Source organism: Photobacterium rosenbergii (genome assembly GCF_003026455.1).
GTDB classification, from domain to species: Bacteria; Pseudomonadota; Gammaproteobacteria; order Enterobacterales; family Vibrionaceae; genus Photobacterium; species Photobacterium rosenbergii.
The window spans coordinates 126,251-146,738 of record NZ_PYMB01000002.1 but is presented as its reverse complement, the minus strand read 5'-3'; the positions used below and the strand labels follow the sequence as shown (position 1 = coordinate 146,738).

Here is a 20,488-nt window from a genome sequence, read left to right as displayed (position 1 = left end):
TGGTATGAATGAAGAGCTAAACATAGACGGCAAGTCAATCGCGCCACGCGCTAACAACCAGCTTAAGAAAAAGTACCAATATGTCTATCAATGGATAGAGGAGCGAATTGATAAGCAGAGTTTCCAGCCCGGAGAACGCCTTCCCTCTATCCGTGAATTGAGCCAACAGTTGTCTGTCAGCAAGAACACGGTGATCCGTGCCTACCAACAATTGGAGGCTAATCAAAAAATCTCAGCCTCTGCCCGCTCCGGCTATCGGGTGAGTCATAACAACACGCCACATAGCGGTTCCAAGCCGATTCCTGAGCCAGGGTTTGTCGATTTAATGGCATTAAGTAAAACAATCATGGGGCTCCCTGTTTCCCGAGAGATCCTCCCGATGGGATCAGCCCACCCAGACACCGACTTCCCGGCGATTAATAGCCTTTACGCTGAGATAGGCCGTCACAGCCGGTATCAAAGCCATATACCCAGCCACTACCAACTCCCACCCGGCAACGATAAGCTGTTACAACAGTTAGTTGGTATCAATAGGGAGCTTGGGGTAACGATATCCAAACAGTCGTTATTGGTCACCCATGGCGCCCAACAAGCTATAAGCTTGAGCCTGCAGGCGATCACCAACGACGGCGATATTGTACTGGTCGAATCTGCCAGTTACTTCGGTAACCTGATGTTACTCGAATCACTGAACCTAAAAGTAATAGAAATCCCCGCCAGCCCTGTGTCGGGGATTCATCTCGATGCCCTTGAGCAAGCCCTGCAACGTTGGCCTGTCAAAGCTATATTGATCAACCCCAGCTTCAATAACCCAACGGGATATGTCATGTCGACGGCTGATCGGCTCCGCTTTCTCGCCATGACCCGCGGTATTCCCATTATCGAAGACGATGTGTTCGGCGGATTGGCCTACCAGCAACGTCCACTCCCCCTGAAAACCCTCGATCAGGAAGACCGGGTTATCTACTGTAACTCTTTATCGAAAACTCTGGACTCAAGGCTACGCATCGGCTGGGTTGTTGCGGGCAAATATCAATCTGTCATTGAGAAACGCCTGCTCACAGACAATATGGGCAGCCCGAACCTGATCCATTCTGCCGTTGCACAGTTCCTCGAAAGCGGGAAATACCGCCAGCACCTCGGTAAAATTCGTCGCAGTTATGCCAAAAAGCAAAAACTGTTTCACAAGCTATTTACCCAAGCACTGGATCATCATCCACAGCTAAAAGGTCACTACCACCTTACCCAACCGAGCGGAGGTTTTTTATGTTGGCTTACGTTACCTGAGCACACCGATGGGCAGGCTATCTATCAGCAAGCCTTGGAGCATGGTATCAGCGTTCTTCCGGGAAGTATGTTCAGTACCAACCAACGCTATGCACACTGCCTTCGTTTGAGTTTCGCTAATTACAGGGACTCCAAGGATTGGCAGCGGGGGTTAACCCAGTTTGCCGCCATCATTGCAAGCCATGCATCGCCATCATCATAAAGTCGAAAAGACAAGGCATTCCAAGCTGCTAAACTACTGTTAGCAAGCGACAATAAGCAAGGAGCTATTTGAATGTCCGGATGCAACCTACCTACTCAAGTAAAAGTGGTCTTCACCGCTTTGTTTTGCCTACTGAGCTTGGCATTATCCCCTCGAGCCCTATCTGCACCGGTGGCTGTTATTGAGGGCAGCAGTGCAGGCATGCCTTTTGTGGTCGAGCGTATTGCACAAACGGATGGTGTCCCATGGGGGATGACATTTACCGCCGGACAGGAACTGCTCATTACTTACCGTGATGGGCAAATTCGCCTATTAAATACCGAAACCGGCATGGCTCAATCCGTCTCGGGCCAACCTGCCATTAACCAATATGGTCAAGGCGGCCTAATGGATGTTTCTCGGCTGGATGTGACGAACAGTCAAGCTTGGTACTATTTCACTTATAGCAAAACCATAGATGGGCTAGCGGCGACCACACTTGCCCGTGCTCAACTTAGCAACAATCAATTAAGCCAATGGCAAGATTTGTTGGTCACTCAATCTTTGAGTGATGCTTCTCGCCACTTTGGTAGTCGCATCGCCTTTGACAACCAAGGCCATGTCTTCTTTTCTATCGGTGATAGGGCCCACCGCCCCAATGGGCAAGACCTATCCACCCATGCTGGTAGCATTCTCAGGCTCAACCTTGATGGTTCAGTGCCTAAGGATAACCCTTTCCGCAATACTAAAAATGCCCTCCCGGAGATTTGGAGTTACGGCCACCGCAACCCGCAAGGATTATTGTTTGACCAAGAAACCAACCGGCTATGGTCCAACGAACATGGTCCGCGTGGTGGCGATGAAATCAATTTAGTCAAAGCTGGGGCTAACTACGGCTGGCCGGTGACTTCACATGGTAAAGAATACTGGGGGCCAATTGATGTCGGGGAAGCGGAAGAAAAAGAGGGGATTGTTTCACCACTTAAGGTATACACCCCTTCAATCGCCCCCGGTAGCCTACTGCTTTACAAAGGCGCCGCCTTTCCAAATTGGCAAGGGAATTTATTCAATGGCGCACTTAAATTACGTCATTTGAATCGAGTCACTGTGACGGCTAATGGCAGTATAAAGGGTGAAGAACGATTGCTTGAAGAGTTAGACGAACGTATCCGGGCACTTGTTACTGACCACCAAGGATGGCTTTACTTCTCTGCTGATTCAGGGGCAATTTACCGCCTCCGCCCCCACTCGGGATAATTACCAAATAAGTGTTTCCAAACAATCGCTTTGATGCTGAAAAAGCACAATTTTCGGCAGCGGCTTAGCATGCATATTATGCATAGAGTGTTTGATCTTTTCTCATTTGAGTCATGTTATGAATTCCACTACTATCCCCGCTCTTTTTTGCACTTTGAGGCTCTGATGTTTTCACAATCTCTGACAGCCCAACTGATGCGCATGGTATTGCTGCTTGCCCTGACTTTAGTCGGTGTCCATCATTGCCAGCCTTTGTTGGACTCGCTAGCCGAACATGCCATGAGCGGCGGTTGCCATCAGCAAAACTCAAACGACCACACTTTGACCGGACTATAACCATGAGTATTTTTCGCTTTCCACTGCTTGTGTGGATGGGCATTGGAACACTAATTATCAGCCTAGGGATCAGGCAGTCTTTCGGTATCTTCATGATGCCAATCTCTATGCATTTTGATACCGGCCGTGAATTCTTTAGTCTGGCTATCGCCCTTCAGAACCTGCTGTTCGGCGTCTTCCAACCGTTTGTCGGTATGGCCGCTGACCGCTGGGGTGCACAAAAAGTCATTTGGAGTGGGGCCATTGCCTATGGTTTGGGGCTTTACCTCACTTCCATCGCCGTTGAGCCAAATTGGCTTTATGTCTCACTAGGTGCCTTGGTCGGCCTTGGTTTGAGTGCCACCAGCTACGTTATCGTGCTGGGTGCTGTTGCACGCGTTGTACCTGCTGAACACACAGCAAAAGCATTTGGCCTAACCACTGCCGCAGGGTCATTCGGTATGTTTGCGGTGATCCCGGGTGCCCAGTACATGCTCAGCGAATTCAACTGGCAGACTGCGCTGCAAGTATTCGCCATGCTGTGTGCGCTAATGATGGCGTTCTCTTTCTTTATGAAAGCGAACAAAAAGTCAGCGGCCGCCACTGCAACACCGGAAGTAGAACAGACATTAAAAGAAGCACTTAAAGAAGCATTCAGCCATCGTGGTTACTGGCTGATCCACATGGGCTTTTTCGTCTGCGGTTTTCACGTGATGTTTATTGCCACCCACCTGCCAAGCTACTTGGCTGACAAAGGCCTGCCAGGCACAACTGCAGCAATGGCTCTAGCCTATGTGGGTATTTTTAATATCTTCGGCAGCTACTTCTGGGGCGTAATGGGCGACAAGTTCAATAAGCGTTATGTGATGTCTGCCTTATATGTGATGCGAACTCTAGTTATCGCAGGCTTTGTGACCTTACCAGTAACAACGGAAACTGCAGCCTTGTTCGGTGGCGCAATCGGCTTCTGTTGGCTGGGTACTGTTCCTCTAACATCTGGCTTGGTTCGCCAAATTTTCGGCCCACGCTACCTATCGACATTATACGGTCTGGTGTTCTTCACCCACCAAGTCGGCAGTTTCCTTGGGGCATGGTTCGGTGGCCGCATCTACGACTACTACGGTAGCTACGAGCCAATCTGGTGGTCTACTGTGGTACTTGCCTTGATTGCAGCGCTTATCCATATTCCAATCAATGACAAGCCAGTGGTACGCCAACCTGCAGCGGCATAACACTTAGCTTGGCTGTTAGCCAAAAACAAAAAGCCCCCGGCCACAGATGTTGACCGGGGGCTTTTTCATTCCAATCGCAGCCAAGTGCTACGAGGAATTTTAATTCCGATTACAGGTGCTCACCGCGACGAAGCGCATCGATACGCTTGTCTAGTGGTGGGTGCGTCATAAACAGCTCAGAAAGTGATTTCTTACCGTTAATACCGAACGCCATCATCGAACCTTCAAGCTGCGACTCGTGGCTCATCTTCAAACGCTCAAGCGCGGCAATCATCTTCTCTTTACCCACAAGATGTGCCGAGCCAGCATCAGCTTTGAACTCACGGTGGCGGCTGTACCACATGGTTAGGATACTTGCCAAGAAGCCGAATAGTACTTCCATGATGGAAGACACAATGAAGTAAGTCATGTAGCTACCGCTTCCACCTTCTTCATCGTTGTTGTTCACGCCACTGATCACACCTGCAACCAAGCGCGATACAAAGATAACGAAGGTGTTCACCACACCCTGCATCAGGGTCATGGTTACCATGTCACCATTGGCAATGTGGCTAACTTCGTGGGCCAATACAGCCTCAGCCTCGTCACGGGTCATGCTGTGAAGCAATCCCGTTGAGACTGCAACCAGTGAGTCATCACGCTTGGCACCCGTAGCAAATGCGTTGATATCAGCAGAATCATAAACCGCAACGGTTGGCATACCAATGCCCGACTGCTGTGCCTGACGGGCAACGGTTTCCATTAGCCAGTGCTCGGTTTCATTGCGTGGGTGCTCGATGACCATGCCGCCCACTGAACGCAGTGCCATAGACTTCGACATGAACAGTGAAAACAACGAGCCACCAAAACCAAACAAAGCAGCCATAACCAATAGCCCTGAAAGGCTACCTGGTTGCATGCCTGTCACCGCATAAACGACGTTCAAGACAACACTGAAAACCAGCATTACCGCTAGGTTAGTTGCCAAAAACAATGCAATACGCTTCATATTGTACTCTTTCTCCAGAAAAGAAGGTGCTGCTGCCCCAGTAGTGAAAGCCTTCTACACGACTAGAGCATCATCCATTTGTTATTGATATGTATAGTATGGTCGTTGAAACAGAAAACAAGTGAAAGTGAAAAATTGTTACGTTTCATTTTTGTTATTAAACAATCAAATACTATTAAACAATCTTTTTTATGGTAATAGAAACACCTTTAATTGGGGCTTAACGCAGTATATGTCTCCGCCAACATCCCGCCAGTACTATAGGGGTATCGTTATCGTTTCTGCTGAGATTAGATAGCAACATGCCTTTCGTCACTTACTGCACTCATTCATGCATGTACCGCTCTGTATAACAACCCCATAGCGAGTGCTTGCTCTTCGGTGATAACCCCTTGCTTCTTCAAAAGGCCAATGATTGAGTTTGGCTTTCTTGCCATTTTCTCCGCGATCGTATCTATTGCTATATTAGCTTGAAAATCCTTGATAACTGAGTCGACACTTTCCTGCGTCCAAGGTAATCCATAGTTCATCGGCAAACCCTTCTCGAGGTTCTCCTGCTGCTTCTCCTCCAAAGATTTCTTGGCCTTTTTCTTCAACGGCTTATTACGAAGGATAAAAAACAGTGCTCGTATTACTTCCGGTTGGTTGTATGGTGAATCATCAGCAAAACATTCCCCAGTTATGGGATCTACGCCATTTGCCAATGCCTCAAGCACTGAATACGCTTTGTCTTGTTCCATTTACTGTCCCTCTATTGCTATCTAATCTTCCATTCTGCGGGGTGCTATTAATATCCACAGGTTCGTAGAGCATTGATGATATGGATTAAGCAACACGTTAACACTTCCGGCTTCCTTTCCCTTCGAAGCACTCACAAGCGGCTTTCTCAATGGTGCAATCAACAAAGAGCATCTTGAGATATCACTCGAAAATGCCTGACCACTTATGCCGGATATCAAGTACTAGCCGAAGTGGTCTTACCAGATCGCGTGAGGAATGGACAACATGGCATACTAGATTCAAATATGAAACACTGAGCAATAGATGGACTAGACAGTTTTAGACTTTAGTCTTATTGTATCTACGACTGAGATATTCTATTGTCGTATTTAGTTAGTGATGATGCATGGTAATTAATTATCAAGGAGGAATGATGGCCGATCACGAAAACTACCAGGTAGCAATTGACATTCTACGCTGTCATCTTGGTATGTCTGCAGAAGAAGCGCGTAAAGAGCTTGGGTTAGACGGAAATAACAAAAAGCTTACTGAGACTCAAGAAGCCCTTATTGGCCTAACTGGCAACAACTAAAGGTTTCTTTTATAATCAGATTTTCTAAAAACCTCTCTGTAAAGAGAGGTTTTTTCTTATCTATACTCTGTAGCCGTTTATACCGCTATAAAGTGATCAAGATCACGGTTCAGTTGTGATTCAGCTATCAAGCATAAACTTGCCCGCTTCACATTTCCTTACAGAATGCAGGTACGCTATGCCGTCAACCACCACCCCAGCCACCCAAGTGGCACAGGCAAACTCACTTTACCAACCCCTTTATCAAAGCCTGTCGCTGTTCTTGGTCCTGGCACTACTACTCGCTCTATCTGCGTTCACCATCCATTTTGATGTCCTACAGATCCAAAATAATATTGGTGAAAGTTCATGGACGGAATTTCTGCAAGAAACCTATTTATTCATCACATCAGGGCTTTTCGCTATTGTTGCAGTGCGTCACCCTCAGCAACGGGGTTTCGCCGTTCTGGTTTCCGCTTTCTTTGGTGTGATGTTTATCCGTGAGATGGACTCCGTACTCGATCAAATTATCCATGGTTTTTGGAAATACCCAGCTTGGCTGCTGGCCTCAAGCGCAATTGGTTACGCTATCCTACACCGTCAAAGCACCGTAAAGCCTCTTATGGATTACATGAAGCATAACAGCTTTAGCCTGATGCTTGGTGCTATGGTGACCTTGCTTGTGTTTGCCCGTATCTTCGGCATGGGCGGGTTATGGCAGGGGATCATGCAAGAGCATTATATACGCGGTGTAAAAAACTTAGCTGAAGAAGGTGTTGAGCTGCTAGCGTACAGTCTGATCCTGTTCTCTGCTGCGTGGTACTGCCTACCGAAGCTCACCACATCGCATGACAATACCTCAGCCTAAAATACAGAGTAGCTAAACGAAAAAACCTGCCGTTTGGCAGGTTTTTGTCATTTAGGTTCAGGAATCAAACCTCTAGTCACAAGCTAAAACTTTATAGGCTAAGCGGTGACAGGTCGATGTAGTTCGACAGGTTGCGCTTTTTGATACCCGGCATATATGGAATCTCACCCAGTTTCTTACCCGGTAAGTTTTCTTCCAGCATACGAATGATATCAGCATAATTCTCGGTGCCTGGATTAATGCGGTTTGCCACCCAGCCAACCACTTCCAAGCCATCGTTCTTGATCGCTTCTGCAGTCAAGATAGCATGGCTCAAGCAACCTAGCTTGACACCCACAACCAAGATAACTGGCAGTTTTTCCTGCTTAACCCAGCTAGACAGGTAGTCGTTCCACGAAACAGGGACACGCCAGCCACCTGCACCTTCAACCAGAACAACGTCAGACTTTTGTTTGAGGTGCTGCAAACCGTTAGACAGCACATCAAACTCGATAACACGGTCTTCCTGCTCAGCCGCCAAATGCGGGGAAATGGCCGCTTCAAACGCGTATGGGTTAACTTCGTCGTACTCTAGCTCTACAACCGATGCATCTTGGATATACAAGGCATCTGAATTACGCATACCATTAGCAGTCGGTGCGCTACCAGATGCGACCGGCTTATAACCCGCCATCTTGATATTCGCGCTAGCTGCAGCATGAAGAATGGCGCGAGAGGCTACAGTTTTACCTACTTCAGTATCTGTACCTGTTACAAAGAAAGCGTTAGTCATTAATAATTACTCCAAAACAGACTTGGTATGTTGCCGGCAGCCGATCATCCTCATGTCGAAACTCATCATAAGCGCTCTCTAATGCCTTAAACGTCTTTCGACCGGCCAAGCCTGCTTTTCGCCCCTGATGAATATGTGTTGCCCCTATACCTTTCAGATCTTTCATAAGGTCAACTGCCGAGCGGTAATACATGGTGATTGGCAGGAATTCTAGGTCAACCTCTGTACACCCCGCTTGCGCCAGCGCAAGTTTTATGGCCTTTTGCGAAAGAAACTGGTTTACATGTTGATATTGATCAACCTGTTTCCATGCATAAGAAAGCTCATGCAGTGATCCCTCCGCCAGCGTAGAAAAGACGATATGGCCACCAGGCTTTACCACACGGCGCAACTCCCTTAGCGGCACAGACAGATCATCACACCACTGTAAGGCTAGGCTAGTGAAGGCAAAATCAAACTGGTTATCTGGGAGTGGCAGTCGCTCTGCATCCCCCTCCACATAGGTAACACCTTCACCACAACGTTGCTTTGCCTGCTCAAGCATCTGGCAAGATAAATCCGTCGCGCAAACCCTCATTCCTCTTAGCTGTAACTGCTCGCTGAAATACCCAGTCCCACAACCGAGATCCAGAACTTGGCTACCCGCGACATTGAGCGCCGGTAATTTCGCCATGAGGTGATGGCCTACCTGCCGCTGGAATGCCGCTGATTGATCATAGTGCTTTGCGGCTTTGCCGAAGGCATCGGCGATTGCTTGCTTATCGGTAACAACGACATCGTCCAAAGAAGGGACTGCAGTTTCTGCATTATTCTTCATGCCATACCTCATTGATTGCCTGTGCTAACGCACGTATCTCAGTGTCTTTATGCGCAGCGGTCAGGGTGATCCGCAATCTTGCAGAATTAGCGGGAACCGTTGGTGGCCGGATGGCACTGACCCATAACCCGCGCTGACGTAGTTTGTCAGCAAATTTGACTGCCCGCTCACTGCTCCCCACCATCAACGGCTTGATTGGGGTTTGCGTATTGACTATCTCGACGTCTGGTAATAGGTATTGCGCCAAACTGTCGCTATGCTCAGCAAGTTTCTCTCGGCGCCAATTATCACGCTGGATAATGCCACACGCCGCTGACAAAGCATGTGCCTGTGCGGGCGGCATGGCGGTGGAATATATGAAATGGCGAGCAAATTGCACCAAATACTCGGCGACATCATGGCTGCACAGTATTGCCGCGCCTTGCAAGCCAAACGCTTTGCCGAACGTCACCACCAGAATATCGGGCTTGATACCGGCAAAATCACAGCTTCCCCGGCCAGACTCACCGAGCACCCCACAGCCATGGGCATCGTCAACTACCAACATACTGCTGGATTGCTGGCAAACATGGGCTATCTCGGCAAGCGGTGAGAGGTCCCCGTCCATGCTGAATACCCCCTCGGTCACAACGAGTTTCGGGGAACTATCAGGAATACGAGCCAACAGACGGGCGAGAGAAGAAGGGTCATTATGGGCAAAGCGCCTCATCGAGGCAGGTGAGAGCATCCCCGCTTCTATCAAAGATGCATGGTTGAGCTTATCCTGTAGTAGGTGATCGCCCTCCTGAAGCAGGGCAAATAGCAACGCCTGGTTAGCACTGAAGCCACTGCTGAACAACAGCGCTTGCTCAAAGCCCAACCACTCGGCTAACTGCGATTGCAAATGCTGATGCGGCGAATAAAAACCTGTCACCAACGGACTGGCACCGCTTCCGGCACCATAGCGAGATAGCCCGTCTTGCCAGGCTGCAACAAGTTCTGGATCTTGTGCAAGGCCTAGGTAGTCATTGCTGGAAAAATTCAGCAATGACTGTTCCCGAAACTGTACGGACATATCCCGTCCGCGACGGAGGCAGTTCACGGCACGGTAAAGTCCTTGTTCCTGCCTTTGTCCCAGGGCTGTAGCGATGCGTTGATTAAACCGATGCATCGTAGAACAAATCATCCTTGGTTGGTCGCGCGGCAACTCGCTGGGCAACCTGCCCCAACAATTCCTGAGCCTGCACCTCATCCGGCTTGGCAGCCTGCTCTTGGCGGTTGATCCCTAGCTTGGCAAACAACTGCATGTCTTTGTCTTCACCCGGATTAGGTGTCGTTAGCAGCTTACAGCCGTAAAATACCGAGTTTGCACCCGCCATAAAACACAATGCCTGCATCTGTTCGTTCATGTCTTCCCGGCCAGCGGATAAACGCACCGCCGATTTAGGCATAATGATACGTGCTACCGCGATGATACGAACGAAATCGAACGGATCGACATCATCAACAGACTCAAGCGGTGTCCCTTTCACCTTCACCAACATGTTAATTGGCACGCTCTCTGGGTGGGTCGGTAAATTAGCAAGCTCAACCAGCAAGCCGGCCCTGTCACGGGAACTTTCACCCATACCGATGATGCCGCCGGAGCAGATCTTCATGCCGGCTTCGCGCACATGGCTCAAGGTATCAAGGCGGTCTTGATACGTGCGGGTTGTAATGATATTGCCGTAGAATTCCGGCGAGGTATCGAGGTTATGGTTGTAATAATCCAAACCGGCTTCAGCGAGCTCGTTAGCTTGTTCGCCGGTGATCATGCCAAGGGTCATACAGGTTTCCAGCCCCATGGACTTCACCCCGCGAACCATATCCAGTAGGTACGGCATATCGCGCTCTTTCGGGTTTTTCCATGCAGCCCCCATACAAAAACGGGTCGCGCCAGAGGTTTTAGCTTTCTGTGCAGCATCCAGTACACGCTCAACTTCTAGCAAGCGCTCTCGCTCTACATCGGTACGGTAATGCGCACTTTGCGGACAGTACTTGCAATCTTCAGGGCATGCGCCTGTTTTGATTGAAAGCAACGTACTCACCTGTACCTTGTTGGGATCATGGTACTGACGGTGTACCTGCTGGGCTTCAAACACCAAATCCATAAATGGCTTATCAAATAGCGCTTGAACTTCCTCGACTGTCCAGTCGTGACGTACTTCCACGTGTAATCACCTCTTATTATGTGCTCAACGTGCTCTAATTTGAGCCGTTGAGATTTTGCATTCATTGCTTCTTGTTACTTGGCTAGTCTACTTTCAGACGGTAGACTGTCAACCACCAACAAGGAGCAAGGTTTACAACTGTGCAAAAAACACACAATAAAGTCGATTTGGATTTTGACCAGAAGCACGTCTGGCACCCTTACACCTCAACACTCAACCCACTGCCATGCTACCCAGTCGTCAGTGCCAACGGGGTGTATTTGCAACTTGAGGATGGACGGGAAATTATTGATGGGATGTCATCATGGTGGTCAACCATCCACGGTTATAACCACCCCGCTCTGACCGAGGCTGCCAAAGCGCAACTCGACAAAATGTCACATGTCATGTTCGGCGGTATTACCCACCAGCCTGCCGTTGAGCTTTGTCGTAAACTGGTTAGTATCACGCCAGAGCCCCTCCAGCACGTATTCCTGGCTGATTCAGGTTCCGTCGCGGTGGAAGTTTCCCTAAAGATGGCCTTGCAGTACTGGCATGCCAAAGGTGAACGCCGACCGAAGTTCTTGACGATGAAACATGGCTACCATGGTGATACGTTTGCCGCTATGTCGGTTACTGACCCAGACAACTCCATGCACAGTCTGTATAAAGGGTTCCTGCCGGAGCATATCTTCGCCCAATCGCCTGAATGTGGCTTTTTTGACGACTGGCAGGAATCGGATATTGATGACTTCCGCTACCAACTAGAGCAGCACCACACAGAGGTTGCCGCTGTGATCATCGAGCCTATTGTCCAAGGGGCTGGAGGGATGCGCATTTACCATCCAACCTTCCTTCGGAGGGTGCGTCAGCTATGCGACGAATACGGAATATTGCTCATCGCAGATGAAATTGCGACCGGTTTTGGCCGAACAGGAAAATTATTTGCTTGCGAACATGCGGGTATCAGTCCTGATATTATGTGTGTGGGCAAGGCACTCACTGGCGGGTACATGACCCTCTCAGCGACTCTAACCAGTACACATGTCGCAAATACGGTATGTGGCGGCGAAGCGGGGTGCTTTATGCATGGCCCTACCTTTATGGGCAACCCTTTGGCCTGCGCCGTGGCCAATGCCAGCTTGGATATCCTCGCCCAAGGCCACTGGCAACATCAAGTGAAATCAATTGAAAAACAACTAGCTGAGTCACTTCCCGAGATAGGAAAGTTGGATAAGGTCAAGGACGTTCGCTGGCTTGGTGCCATCGGTGTTGTCGAGCTGTATGAACCCGTTGATATGGCCCTTATTCAAGAAACTTTTGTAGACAGCGGCGTCTGGATTCGCCCTTTTGGCACACTTGTCTACATAATGCCTCCTTTTATCATTAACCAACAACAACTTAGCCTTCTTACATCTGCCATCCAGTTAGCACTTAAGTAGTATCGAAAAGCAGACAACGTCTAATGGTTGTCTGCTTATACTTTTCCTGAACGTTATAGCAATCCCAACTTATGATTGGATCGTATTTATAATGAATAACGTCAGTAAGGCTAGAACTATGCAATTACCACTATTTCCGTTACAGATTTACCTGCTACCAGGCGGGATAAGTAAATTGCGGATTTTCGAACCTCGCTACACCCGTTTGGTCAAACTGGCTATGGGTGATGGCAATGGCTTCGGTCTCTGCATGAAAGACGAAGATTCTCTGTGTCACTTCGGTACTCGAGTGATCATCACGGATTTCGAAAAACTTCCTGATGGCCTATTGGGTATTACTATCCGGGGCGTTGAAAAGTTTTTAATCAACAAACATTGGCAAGAAGATGATGGCCTGCGGTTTGGCGATGTCACTCCGATGTCTAATTGGACACCCAGTCAAATTAAGTTTGTCGACCGGGACATCTCCAACAGTTTAAAAGCTTTGTTTGAAGAATATCCCGAACACGCAGAAAACTATCCCCTGCCCGATTACAATGATATGACCTGGGTCTGCCAACGATGGCTAGAGTTATTGCCTCTGGAAACAAACCAAAAACAATGGTTTATGAGCCGCAATGACCACCGTGCAGCGTTGTCGTTCCTGCACAATGTCATTGACGAGCAATTGAAAAGAGACAGCTAAGATATAACCCAATCAAAGCACATGTCTGTGGATGTGAATTTTTACAAAGACATGCTGACTTATAAAACCAATAAAGACTAACCTTCAATCAATTTCATCAGCAAATGGCCGTCATACATGGCCTGCTTCACCAAAGCCGCCCCAGGCATGGTTGCCTGTGTGTAGAACGAACTCTGTTCGATGACCAAATCACGGTTATACACCGGCAAAGACTGATTCCGTACACACTCCATAATAGCGGGATACAAGATATCTTTTGCCCGGTTGAATTCACCGCCGATGAGGATCTTCTCCGGGTTGAACAAGTTAACCATGATCGCGATCGCCTGCCCCAAATGGTGTCCCAATTCGATAATGACCTGACGGGCCAACGTATCACCCGCAATGGCCGCGTCACAGATCCGCTCTATCGTCAGGCTTTTGCCATGCAAAGAAGATGGATGCCCTTCGCGAAGTCGCTGCTCTACTTGTTCGATAACGGCTTTCACACTGGCGACGGTTTCAAGACAACCATGATTGCCACAAAAACAACGTTTGCCATAAGGTTTAATTTGGATATGGCCTAGCTCACCGACATTACCAATGCGGCCTTGCAGCACCACATTATCGAGTACGATACCGGCACCAACACCGTGGTGAATCGACACCAAGATGGAATTGGCCACATCACGTGAGTTACCAAACAGTTTTTCGGCCAGTGCCCATGAACGGGTATCATTACCAATAAACACGGGTAACCCTGTCGCTTGGTGAATGGCAGGTCCCAGTTCGAGGTTATGCACCTCGTAGTGCGGCATCTGGATAATCGTACCGGCCTCGGCATTGACGACACCGGGCAGCGAGACTGCAATTGCTGTAATACGATCAAGCTCACTCACATGATTGGCAAAGAAAGTGTGAATTTCAGAGATAAGCTTTTTCAGTACTTCATCTTGGTGGAGCACATCGATATCCTGTCGCTCTTCCACCAAAATATCACCGCCTAGTTCGTGAAGGGCAATGGTTAAGTACCCCCGCCCGAGGCGAAGGGACATAAATTGCCAGCCTTCGTTAGCAGGCACCAGACCGACAGCAGGCCGCCCCCGGCTAGAAGATTCCTGAATAGCGGTTTCTTTGATCAAGTGCGCATCAATAAGCTCACGAGTAATTTTAGTAATACTCGCGGGCGCTAATTGGCTGCGTTTGGAAAGCTCAATGCGGGAGATTGGGCCAAACAAGTCAATAAGCTTGTATACGCTGCCGGCATTATTTCTTTTGATGTGGTCGATGTGACCAGGCTGGGCGACATACATGCCTAAACTCCCGATAAAATCTGTCATCATTTAATACAAATTGAATTTTTTTACTTTGCGAACTAATTGTGAAGCCGATTATGTTAAGTCCGTGACAATGGTCACGGGGATTCATGAAAAACAAGACGATATTTGTGCCAGCTCTCATTATATCGCAAAACTATTGCCTTTTTTTTAACTACAAAAATTAACCTTGATAAAGACAGCCACCCGCAATTTTGCGATAATTGTCGGTCGCAAAATCCCCCCGCCATGAGGTTAACGGTGTACAAAATTAACGAAGTCTTTGAAACAATCCAAGGTGAAGGTGTGTTCACTGGAGTACCCGCCATTTTTGTCAGGCTACAGATCTGCCCTGTTGGCTGTGCTTGGTGTGATACCAAACAAACATGGAATGCCGAACCGCAAGACCATGGTTCTATCGAAGACGTGATGGCGAAAACCGGAGACTCTCCAATCTGGACCGAGATAGACGCCGACGGCATCGTTAATTTACTCAAGAAGCAAGGGTACACCGCCAAGCACGTTGTTATCACCGGGGGTGAGCCTTGTATCTACGATTTGCTGCCATTGACTACCGCTTTGGAGCAAGCCGGCTTCCAATGCCAAATTGAAACCAGTGGTACTTCAGATGTCCTCGCGACAGTAAACACCTGGGTAACGGTGTCGCCGAAAATCAACATGAAAGCCAAACTCCCAGTACTAGCAAGTGCACTGGAACGTGCCGATGAAATTAAGCACCCTGTCGGCACACAAAAAGATATCGACCAATTGGATGAATTAATTGACGGCAAAAATCTTAAATCTGACGTCAATATTGCACTACAACCTATTAGCCAAAAGCCACGAGCTACAGAGTTATGCATTGAGACCTGTATCAAACGTAACTGGCGCTTATCCATCCAGACCCACAAATACCTCGCTATCGCCTAATAGGCTGATACCTAAACAGATATAATATATGGGAGGCTGTCTTATTTTCAGGACAGCCGCTCTATATACGAGACACATCTCCTTTCTTAACTTTGCACCTTTTTGTCCTATCTATACTGAGCAGAAAACAAATACCAATAAAGATTCATGACCTATTGGGGAATTTATTATGCGCAGTTATATGGGATATACCCTGCTGTTTATCAGCAGTCTGCTGCTTACTGCTTGTGGAGACAGCGGTGGTTCCGCCGCTCCTGTAGCAGGCACACCAGTACCTGTTTCCACCACCTTTACAGTTTCAGTTGATGCACCCGACGGTATAATCCTTGCCAATCAATCCAGCTTCTCTTTGATACAGCCCGCCTATGCCAATGCGGTAAAAGACCTGACCGAACAGAACTTTGCTGCCGTTTGGTTAGATGGCCAAGGGAAAGTGTTTGATTCAATTAACATCACACGCCTCGAGTCTCAAGGCGATGGCAAATATGTTCTTGATGCAGGCACCCGGCCCAGAATAAACGCAGTGCTATTAGTCGACTTAGATGGCGTACCTGAATTTACCATAGGTGAAAACCTGCCAACTGGCTTATACATGACTCCGTTGGCTGCTGAGCGCTTGGCGATTTCTCTTGAATCCTCTTTGACTTACTACGCGCTTGCTCAACGGGTAGCCACTGACGCCAGCTGGGGCGTATTTACTGATGTATTTGAGTCCGGCGCCCAAGGTGCTGTTGCATTAGCGCTTGAAGACATCAACAAGATCGCCATTGATATCCGCGATACCCTGTTCCCTAAAATTGGCGTACAGGGGCTAACCCTTGAAGATTTAATGAGCCTGACTATCGTACAGACCATGACGGAGGGCAGGCTTGAGCGCTACTTCACTGAGCAATCTGCAGTCATTGCCAATATTCTGGCTATCCTAAATGACGGTTACTGGGAGATCAGTGCTACGGAAAGCAATGAGGGCAAAGGTATTTTTGCTGACTCGACCTCTTATGACGGCAATGAAACCACCATTACCGAATACAGCTGGGACAAATCCGGCAGTGAAGATATCTCTCTGAGCGAAGTATTCACCTACCTAAGTAACTCAACTGCCTTTGGCTCTGAGGATATCCGCTCCCAAGTGCTGACTAATCAAGGTTGGGTTGGACTGTTTGAGTACCTCAAGGTGCAATTTTCCACTGACCGTAATGCACTGCTTACCGATGCGGCATTGAATACCTCGGATGAAAGAGGCGTAACCTTAGAGGCTAAGGTGTACCCTCTATCAGGGAAGAAAATGCACGATTTTCTGTCGAGCAGGGAGAATCATTACCTGACCCGCTATATTCCGGATGACACCACGTTCGCCGATGGCTCTTCCGGTTTTTACTTCACCTGGCGCCCTGAGAGTGAAACCTACCTATTGTGTGATAACACCAATGACCAAGATACCTGTCGTGCGTATCCAATCCTGACCCCTGAGGCTGGGTATACCTCCCTCGACGATATCAAAACACCATTGTTTGATATCGGTATTACTATCGATCAGGTAAATGGCTTCAAACTCAGCGATAACATTGTTGCCGAATTCATCGGCGATGATTTCTTCACCGTCCGTTACTGGAGTCGGATTGCAGCCAATGAATGGACGATCCAAGATACCGGGGTTTGGGCACCTACAACAGTATCAGGCAGGCCTGTGATCCGGTTCGATGTGCCCGATATCATCAAACAAATTGCCGACGATTACCCATACAATGGTCGCAACCTATTTCTTGTCGAAGACCGAGGCTTCGTGAACATCGGTGAGGTGTTGCTCGAGTTGGCTGAGTTCAATTTCTCAGGCTTTGATAACGATGCCAAAGCGCAAATCTTTGCGGCAGCAAGCCGCGATAACCTACCACCATTTGGTGAATGTATTTTCGGCAACACCGATTTTGCCAATGAAGGGTTATTCCTCAATGCAGTCACCGAATGTGGCGGCGATGAACGCTTTACCACTCAATCAGTGAATGACCTTGTCGATAAGACCCTCGTCCAGATCAGTGAAGAGGGGGAAATTACCGCCCATGTATTACGCGCTGATAATACTTGGGACCATTACCGCAATACCCTCGAAGAAACAGGCTCACGTAACTGGTCTCTTACCGAAGAGGGCTACTTGAAGCTTATCGGTGACACGAATATTGAAGATGAATTCGATTACTGGTCACTAAACGCTTATGAGTATCAGCGAAACTTGCTTGCTATTAAAGTGTTCAGCCAACAAGGCCAACAAGCACAAATTTCCAGTACCATGGCCAAAGAATACCTAGCTGGCTCGTTGGCAGCTTGCCTAGATGGTGATTCCGGCTGGGACCCGGCGACAACCACACCTGTTGTCAAAGAAACCTTGGCTAACTACAACACTCAGGTACAACAGTGTAAGGAGATTTGGTTTGGCCGAAATCCAGTATTTACCGAAGCCCTTCTGATTGGCCAAACGGGGAATAACAGCGATGATAAAGCCCTGATATTCGCCAGTGACACAGGGGGTGAAGGTGGTAATCACAGTAACCCAGACACTGCACGTTATCTTAAATTAAGTGACGACTTCCAAGGTGACTTTTTCTTGGGCAGTTATGTCGATGGAAGTGGCTGTGGTTTCAACTTCGACATTCTATGGAAAATAGAAGATGATGGCACCCTGTATTACGAAGCGGTCGACGGCTCAATGAATGAGCGGATCCAGATCACCGATACCGATGGTTTGAAACTGGCAATCAAAGCATTTAATCACCAGAGCCGTTGGCAAACCGACGAAACTCTGCTCTACGGCAGTGATGAAGGTGAGATCTGGAGTGACATCGTCACCCTGATTGATGCCAGCCAAGTGCCGAATGTGGTACCAGTAGAGCCGCCGCCACCTGCTGAGGAAGAAACTCCGCCAGAAGGTGAAAACCCTCCTGCTGAAGGCGAAGAGCCACCAGCAGAAGAAGAACCAGCAGGCCCTCCAGCCGGGACTATCCTCAACGATGGACAAACCTGTGCCTACCTTGAGGTACCTGAACAGCCAGCACCTTAATTCTTTCCCAATCCAAGACAAAGCCTAGGTCATTTCAACATGACCTAGGCTTTCGCTATATAAACCGACAACACATTTCATCCCGATTAAATTAAAATAACTATTCAGCAAAGAGATTTATCGCTAATCAGGTAGTAAAGATGATCACGTGGAAAAACCCTCTTGATGGTTTTGAATGGCTCATTCATCAGGTCTGGTATCTTGAGGTGGAAAACGGCGACACCATCGAACAACTACCACAGCTTATTCCCAACCCTAGGGCACACTTGTTGTTTACCCCGCCAGAGCAAGCTTATTGTTATCAAAGTGGCAGCGACCAATTGTCGGGCAAAGGGAGTCACTTGCTGACTGCCAGCGACCGGATACTGACCCTGAGAGACACCGCCCCGCTTAAGCGAATTGGTATCACTTTCCGTCCAGAAGGGCTTTACCTGCTTAACAAGTCCAATGACGCATTAGTCAACCAGTGTGACTGGTTTGACTGGCTCACGCCGCTTTTCGATAGACAATTCCAGCAGCAAATATGGCAGTGCAACTCGAAACAAAACCTTATTAGCTTTATTCAACAACACGTTGAAAGCCTATGCTTTTCGAGCCAAATAAATAAAACCTTCACCACCGCACAGAAAGTCATAGCGGCGATGGAAGCCAATCAATCTGAATCTTCGGCGGACAACATCGATATCAATCAACTGGCCGATTTATGTGCCTGCTCGAGACGCACGCTGGAACGCAGTTTTCGTCAGGTCACTGGACTAAGTATCAAAAAGTACCAATTGATGATCAAGTTGGAGCTAATGATCCTTGCTCTCTATAAACAAGATGAAGACATTGATTGGTCAGCATTTTCCCAGCAATTTGGTTTTAGCGACCAATCCCATTTGATCAGGCAGCTCAAACAGCAGCTCAAGCGTACCCCTGCCAATTACCTGCAGAACCGGGACCTGACCATCGACGTTTATGGCGACTTTGAATAAATCACGGCCTTCTTTATATTTTGTCGCAAAAGTCCAATCGCTCATAAAGTTCCTTCGCTAATATAGATGCCAGATAACGAGGTAACTATGACTAATTCAGCGACACATCCAGTGCCATATTCGGCATTGAAACAAGGCGACGCTATCGCATTCCATAGCACTCTGACAATTCGCCTAATTCAGCCATCAGATTTAAGCGACATCATCACCATGCTCGGTGACGACAGAGTGACTCAATACCTGTTCTTTGCACCGGCCGACGAAAGTGTATACCAAGGCTTCTTCGGCCCAATTATTGAGAATACCCAAGAAGCAATAAGTAACGGTGTCTGGCCTGATAATCCAACGTTTGTCATCCGGGACCAACATGACCGTTACATGGGCATGACAGCCATTACCCAGGTGATGTTCTGCCAAGGAAACTATGAAGTAGGCTACCAACTTCCTGCTCATGCATGGGGACAGGGTATCGGCACTCAAGCTTGCCAATTGATGACAGACTTAGGCTTCAAAGAACTAGGTGCACACAAAATCAGTGCTGATTGCTACGGTGCCAACATTGGCTCATACCGAGCAATGGAAAAATGTGGCTATCAGCTTGAAGGCCGACAGAAAGACTATTACAAACTCGAACAAGGCTTCGATGACAAAGTCTACTACGGCCTCACCGCCGCACAGTATGACGCTCAACGGTAAATAAACATCAAGAGGTCAGCTACCACAGGCCTCTTTGCCAATCAAAGCGCCAGTCAGGCCTCACTGGCGGGTGGTATCCGTTCGAAAGTCGGGATCATGACCCAACATGCAGACGATACCGCTACCCATGCCCAGGCATCGAAAGAAATTAGTGTAAATCTTGAACACTTGGCAGAACAATTAGAGCGATTACTGCATCAATTTACCCTTTCAGGCAATAACAAGGGTTGATGCT

The 20,488-nt window shown here is 48.2% G+C and carries 20 protein-coding genes; 13 read left to right on the top strand and 7 right to left on the bottom strand.

Annotated features, from left to right (window positions below; genetic code table 11):
* Positions 1–4 precede the first annotated feature (4 nt).
* The 4 genes from C9J01_RS07660 (at position 5) to C9J01_RS07645 (ending at position 4,272) form a co-directional block, all read left to right on the top strand.
* Positions 5–1,489, top strand: coding sequence for an aminotransferase-like domain-containing protein (locus tag C9J01_RS07660; RefSeq protein ID WP_107297559.1), 1,485 nt, complete (start codon positions 5–7; stop codon positions 1,487–1,489).
* A gap of 72 nt (positions 1,490–1,561) precedes the next feature.
* Positions 1,562–2,725 carry a PQQ-dependent sugar dehydrogenase gene (locus tag C9J01_RS07655; protein WP_107297558.1) on the top strand — a complete coding sequence of 388 codons (1,164 nt, stop codon included), beginning with the start codon at positions 1,562–1,564 and terminating at the stop codon, positions 2,723–2,725.
* 165 nt (positions 2,726–2,890) lie between these two features.
* Positions 2,891–3,061 carry a hypothetical protein gene (locus C9J01_RS29765; RefSeq protein ID WP_170114890.1) on the top strand — a complete coding sequence of 57 codons (171 nt, stop codon included), beginning with the start codon at positions 2,891–2,893 and terminating at the stop codon, positions 3,059–3,061.
* 2 nt (positions 3,062–3,063) lie between these two features.
* Positions 3,064–4,272, top strand: coding sequence for an MFS transporter (locus tag C9J01_RS07645; protein WP_107297556.1), 1,209 nt, complete (start codon positions 3,064–3,066; stop codon positions 4,270–4,272).
* Between the two features lie 109 nt (positions 4,273–4,381).
* On the opposite strand, the gene htpX is transcribed toward C9J01_RS07645, so the two are convergent.
* Together htpX and C9J01_RS07635 are read right to left on the bottom strand one after the other, a co-directional pair.
* Positions 4,382–5,260: a protease HtpX gene (gene htpX / locus C9J01_RS07640; RefSeq protein WP_107297555.1), complete on the bottom strand. Its 879-nt coding sequence runs from the start codon at positions 5,258–5,260 to the stop codon at positions 4,382–4,384.
* 329 nt (positions 5,261–5,589) lie between these two features.
* A complete protein-coding gene (locus tag C9J01_RS07635) occupies positions 5,590–6,000 on the bottom strand; it encodes a hypothetical protein (RefSeq protein ID WP_107297554.1) in 411 nt (136 codons plus the stop codon).
* A 413-nt stretch (positions 6,001–6,413) separates the two neighbouring features.
* Between C9J01_RS07635 and C9J01_RS29760 the strand changes: the two genes are divergently transcribed.
* Together C9J01_RS29760 and C9J01_RS07630 are read left to right on the top strand one after the other, a co-directional pair.
* Positions 6,414–6,572 carry a hypothetical protein gene (locus tag C9J01_RS29760; RefSeq protein WP_039468590.1) on the top strand — a complete coding sequence of 53 codons (159 nt, stop codon included), beginning with the start codon at positions 6,414–6,416 and terminating at the stop codon, positions 6,570–6,572.
* Between the two features lie 178 nt (positions 6,573–6,750).
* On the top strand, positions 6,751–7,419 hold the full coding sequence (locus C9J01_RS07630; RefSeq protein WP_107297553.1) for a hypothetical protein: 669 nt from the start codon (positions 6,751–6,753) through the stop codon (positions 7,417–7,419).
* Between the two features lie 91 nt (positions 7,420–7,510).
* Here the strand turns inward: C9J01_RS07630 and bioD are convergent, their stop codons facing one another.
* From bioD to bioB, 4 genes are read right to left on the bottom strand one after another with little or no spacing between them, the layout of a single operon-like run.
* Positions 7,511–8,191, bottom strand: coding sequence for a dethiobiotin synthase (gene bioD / locus C9J01_RS07625; RefSeq protein ID WP_107297552.1), 681 nt, complete (start codon positions 8,189–8,191; stop codon positions 7,511–7,513).
* The gene (gene bioC / locus C9J01_RS07620) at positions 8,184–9,008 is read right to left on the bottom strand and encodes a malonyl-ACP O-methyltransferase BioC (protein ID WP_107297551.1); all 825 of its coding nucleotides are present in this window, start codon (positions 9,006–9,008) and stop codon (positions 8,184–8,186) included. Before bioC ends, bioD begins: the two co-directional genes overlap by 8 nt.
* Complete coding sequence (gene bioF / locus C9J01_RS07615; protein ID WP_107297550.1) at positions 8,998–10,158, bottom strand: 8-amino-7-oxononanoate synthase; 1,161 nt, start codon at positions 10,156–10,158, stop codon at positions 8,998–9,000. Before bioF ends, bioC begins: the two co-directional genes overlap by 11 nt.
* Positions 10,145–11,197, bottom strand: coding sequence for a biotin synthase BioB (gene bioB, locus C9J01_RS07610; protein WP_107297549.1), 1,053 nt, complete (start codon positions 11,195–11,197; stop codon positions 10,145–10,147). The genes bioF and bioB overlap by 14 nt, the downstream gene beginning before the upstream one ends.
* 140 nt (positions 11,198–11,337) lie before the next feature.
* On the opposite strand from bioB, the gene bioA reads away from it, so the two are divergent.
* The gene (gene bioA / locus C9J01_RS07605) at positions 11,338–12,618 is read left to right on the top strand and encodes an adenosylmethionine--8-amino-7-oxononanoate transaminase (protein ID WP_107297548.1); all 1,281 of its coding nucleotides are present in this window, start codon (positions 11,338–11,340) and stop codon (positions 12,616–12,618) included.
* Positions 12,619–12,736: 118 nt separating this feature from the next.
* Positions 12,737–13,303, top strand: coding sequence for an LON peptidase substrate-binding domain-containing protein (locus C9J01_RS07600; protein WP_107297547.1), 567 nt, complete (start codon positions 12,737–12,739; stop codon positions 13,301–13,303).
* 77 nt (positions 13,304–13,380) lie between these two features.
* On the opposite strand, the gene mlc is transcribed toward C9J01_RS07600, so the two are convergent.
* Entirely contained in the window at positions 13,381–14,595 is a 1,215-nt protein-coding gene (mlc, locus tag C9J01_RS07595) for a sugar metabolism global transcriptional regulator Mlc (RefSeq protein WP_107297546.1), read from the bottom strand.
* Between the two features lie 264 nt (positions 14,596–14,859).
* Here mlc and queE point away from each other — a divergent pair, with 264 nt between their 5' ends.
* From queE to C9J01_RS30000, 5 genes are all read left to right on the top strand, one after another.
* Complete coding sequence (gene queE / locus C9J01_RS07590; RefSeq protein WP_107297545.1) at positions 14,860–15,528, top strand: 7-carboxy-7-deazaguanine synthase QueE; 669 nt, start codon at positions 14,860–14,862, stop codon at positions 15,526–15,528.
* Positions 15,529–15,697: 169 nt separating this feature from the next.
* Positions 15,698–18,580, top strand: a complete 2,883-nt coding sequence (locus C9J01_RS07585; RefSeq protein WP_107297544.1) for a hydrogenase expression protein HypA — start codon at positions 15,698–15,700, stop codon at positions 18,578–18,580.
* 140 nt (positions 18,581–18,720) lie between these two features.
* The gene (locus C9J01_RS07580; protein ID WP_107297543.1) at positions 18,721–19,557 is read left to right on the top strand and encodes a helix-turn-helix domain-containing protein; all 837 of its coding nucleotides are present in this window, start codon (positions 18,721–18,723) and stop codon (positions 19,555–19,557) included.
* A 111-nt stretch (positions 19,558–19,668) separates the two neighbouring features.
* Positions 19,669–20,253, top strand: a complete 585-nt coding sequence (locus tag C9J01_RS07575) for a GNAT family N-acetyltransferase (protein WP_107297942.1) — start codon at positions 19,669–19,671, stop codon at positions 20,251–20,253.
* Between the two features lie 96 nt (positions 20,254–20,349).
* Positions 20,350–20,484: a hypothetical protein gene (locus C9J01_RS30000; protein ID WP_272898711.1), complete on the top strand. Its 135-nt coding sequence runs from the start codon at positions 20,350–20,352 to the stop codon at positions 20,482–20,484.
* Positions 20,485–20,488 lie beyond the last annotated feature (4 nt).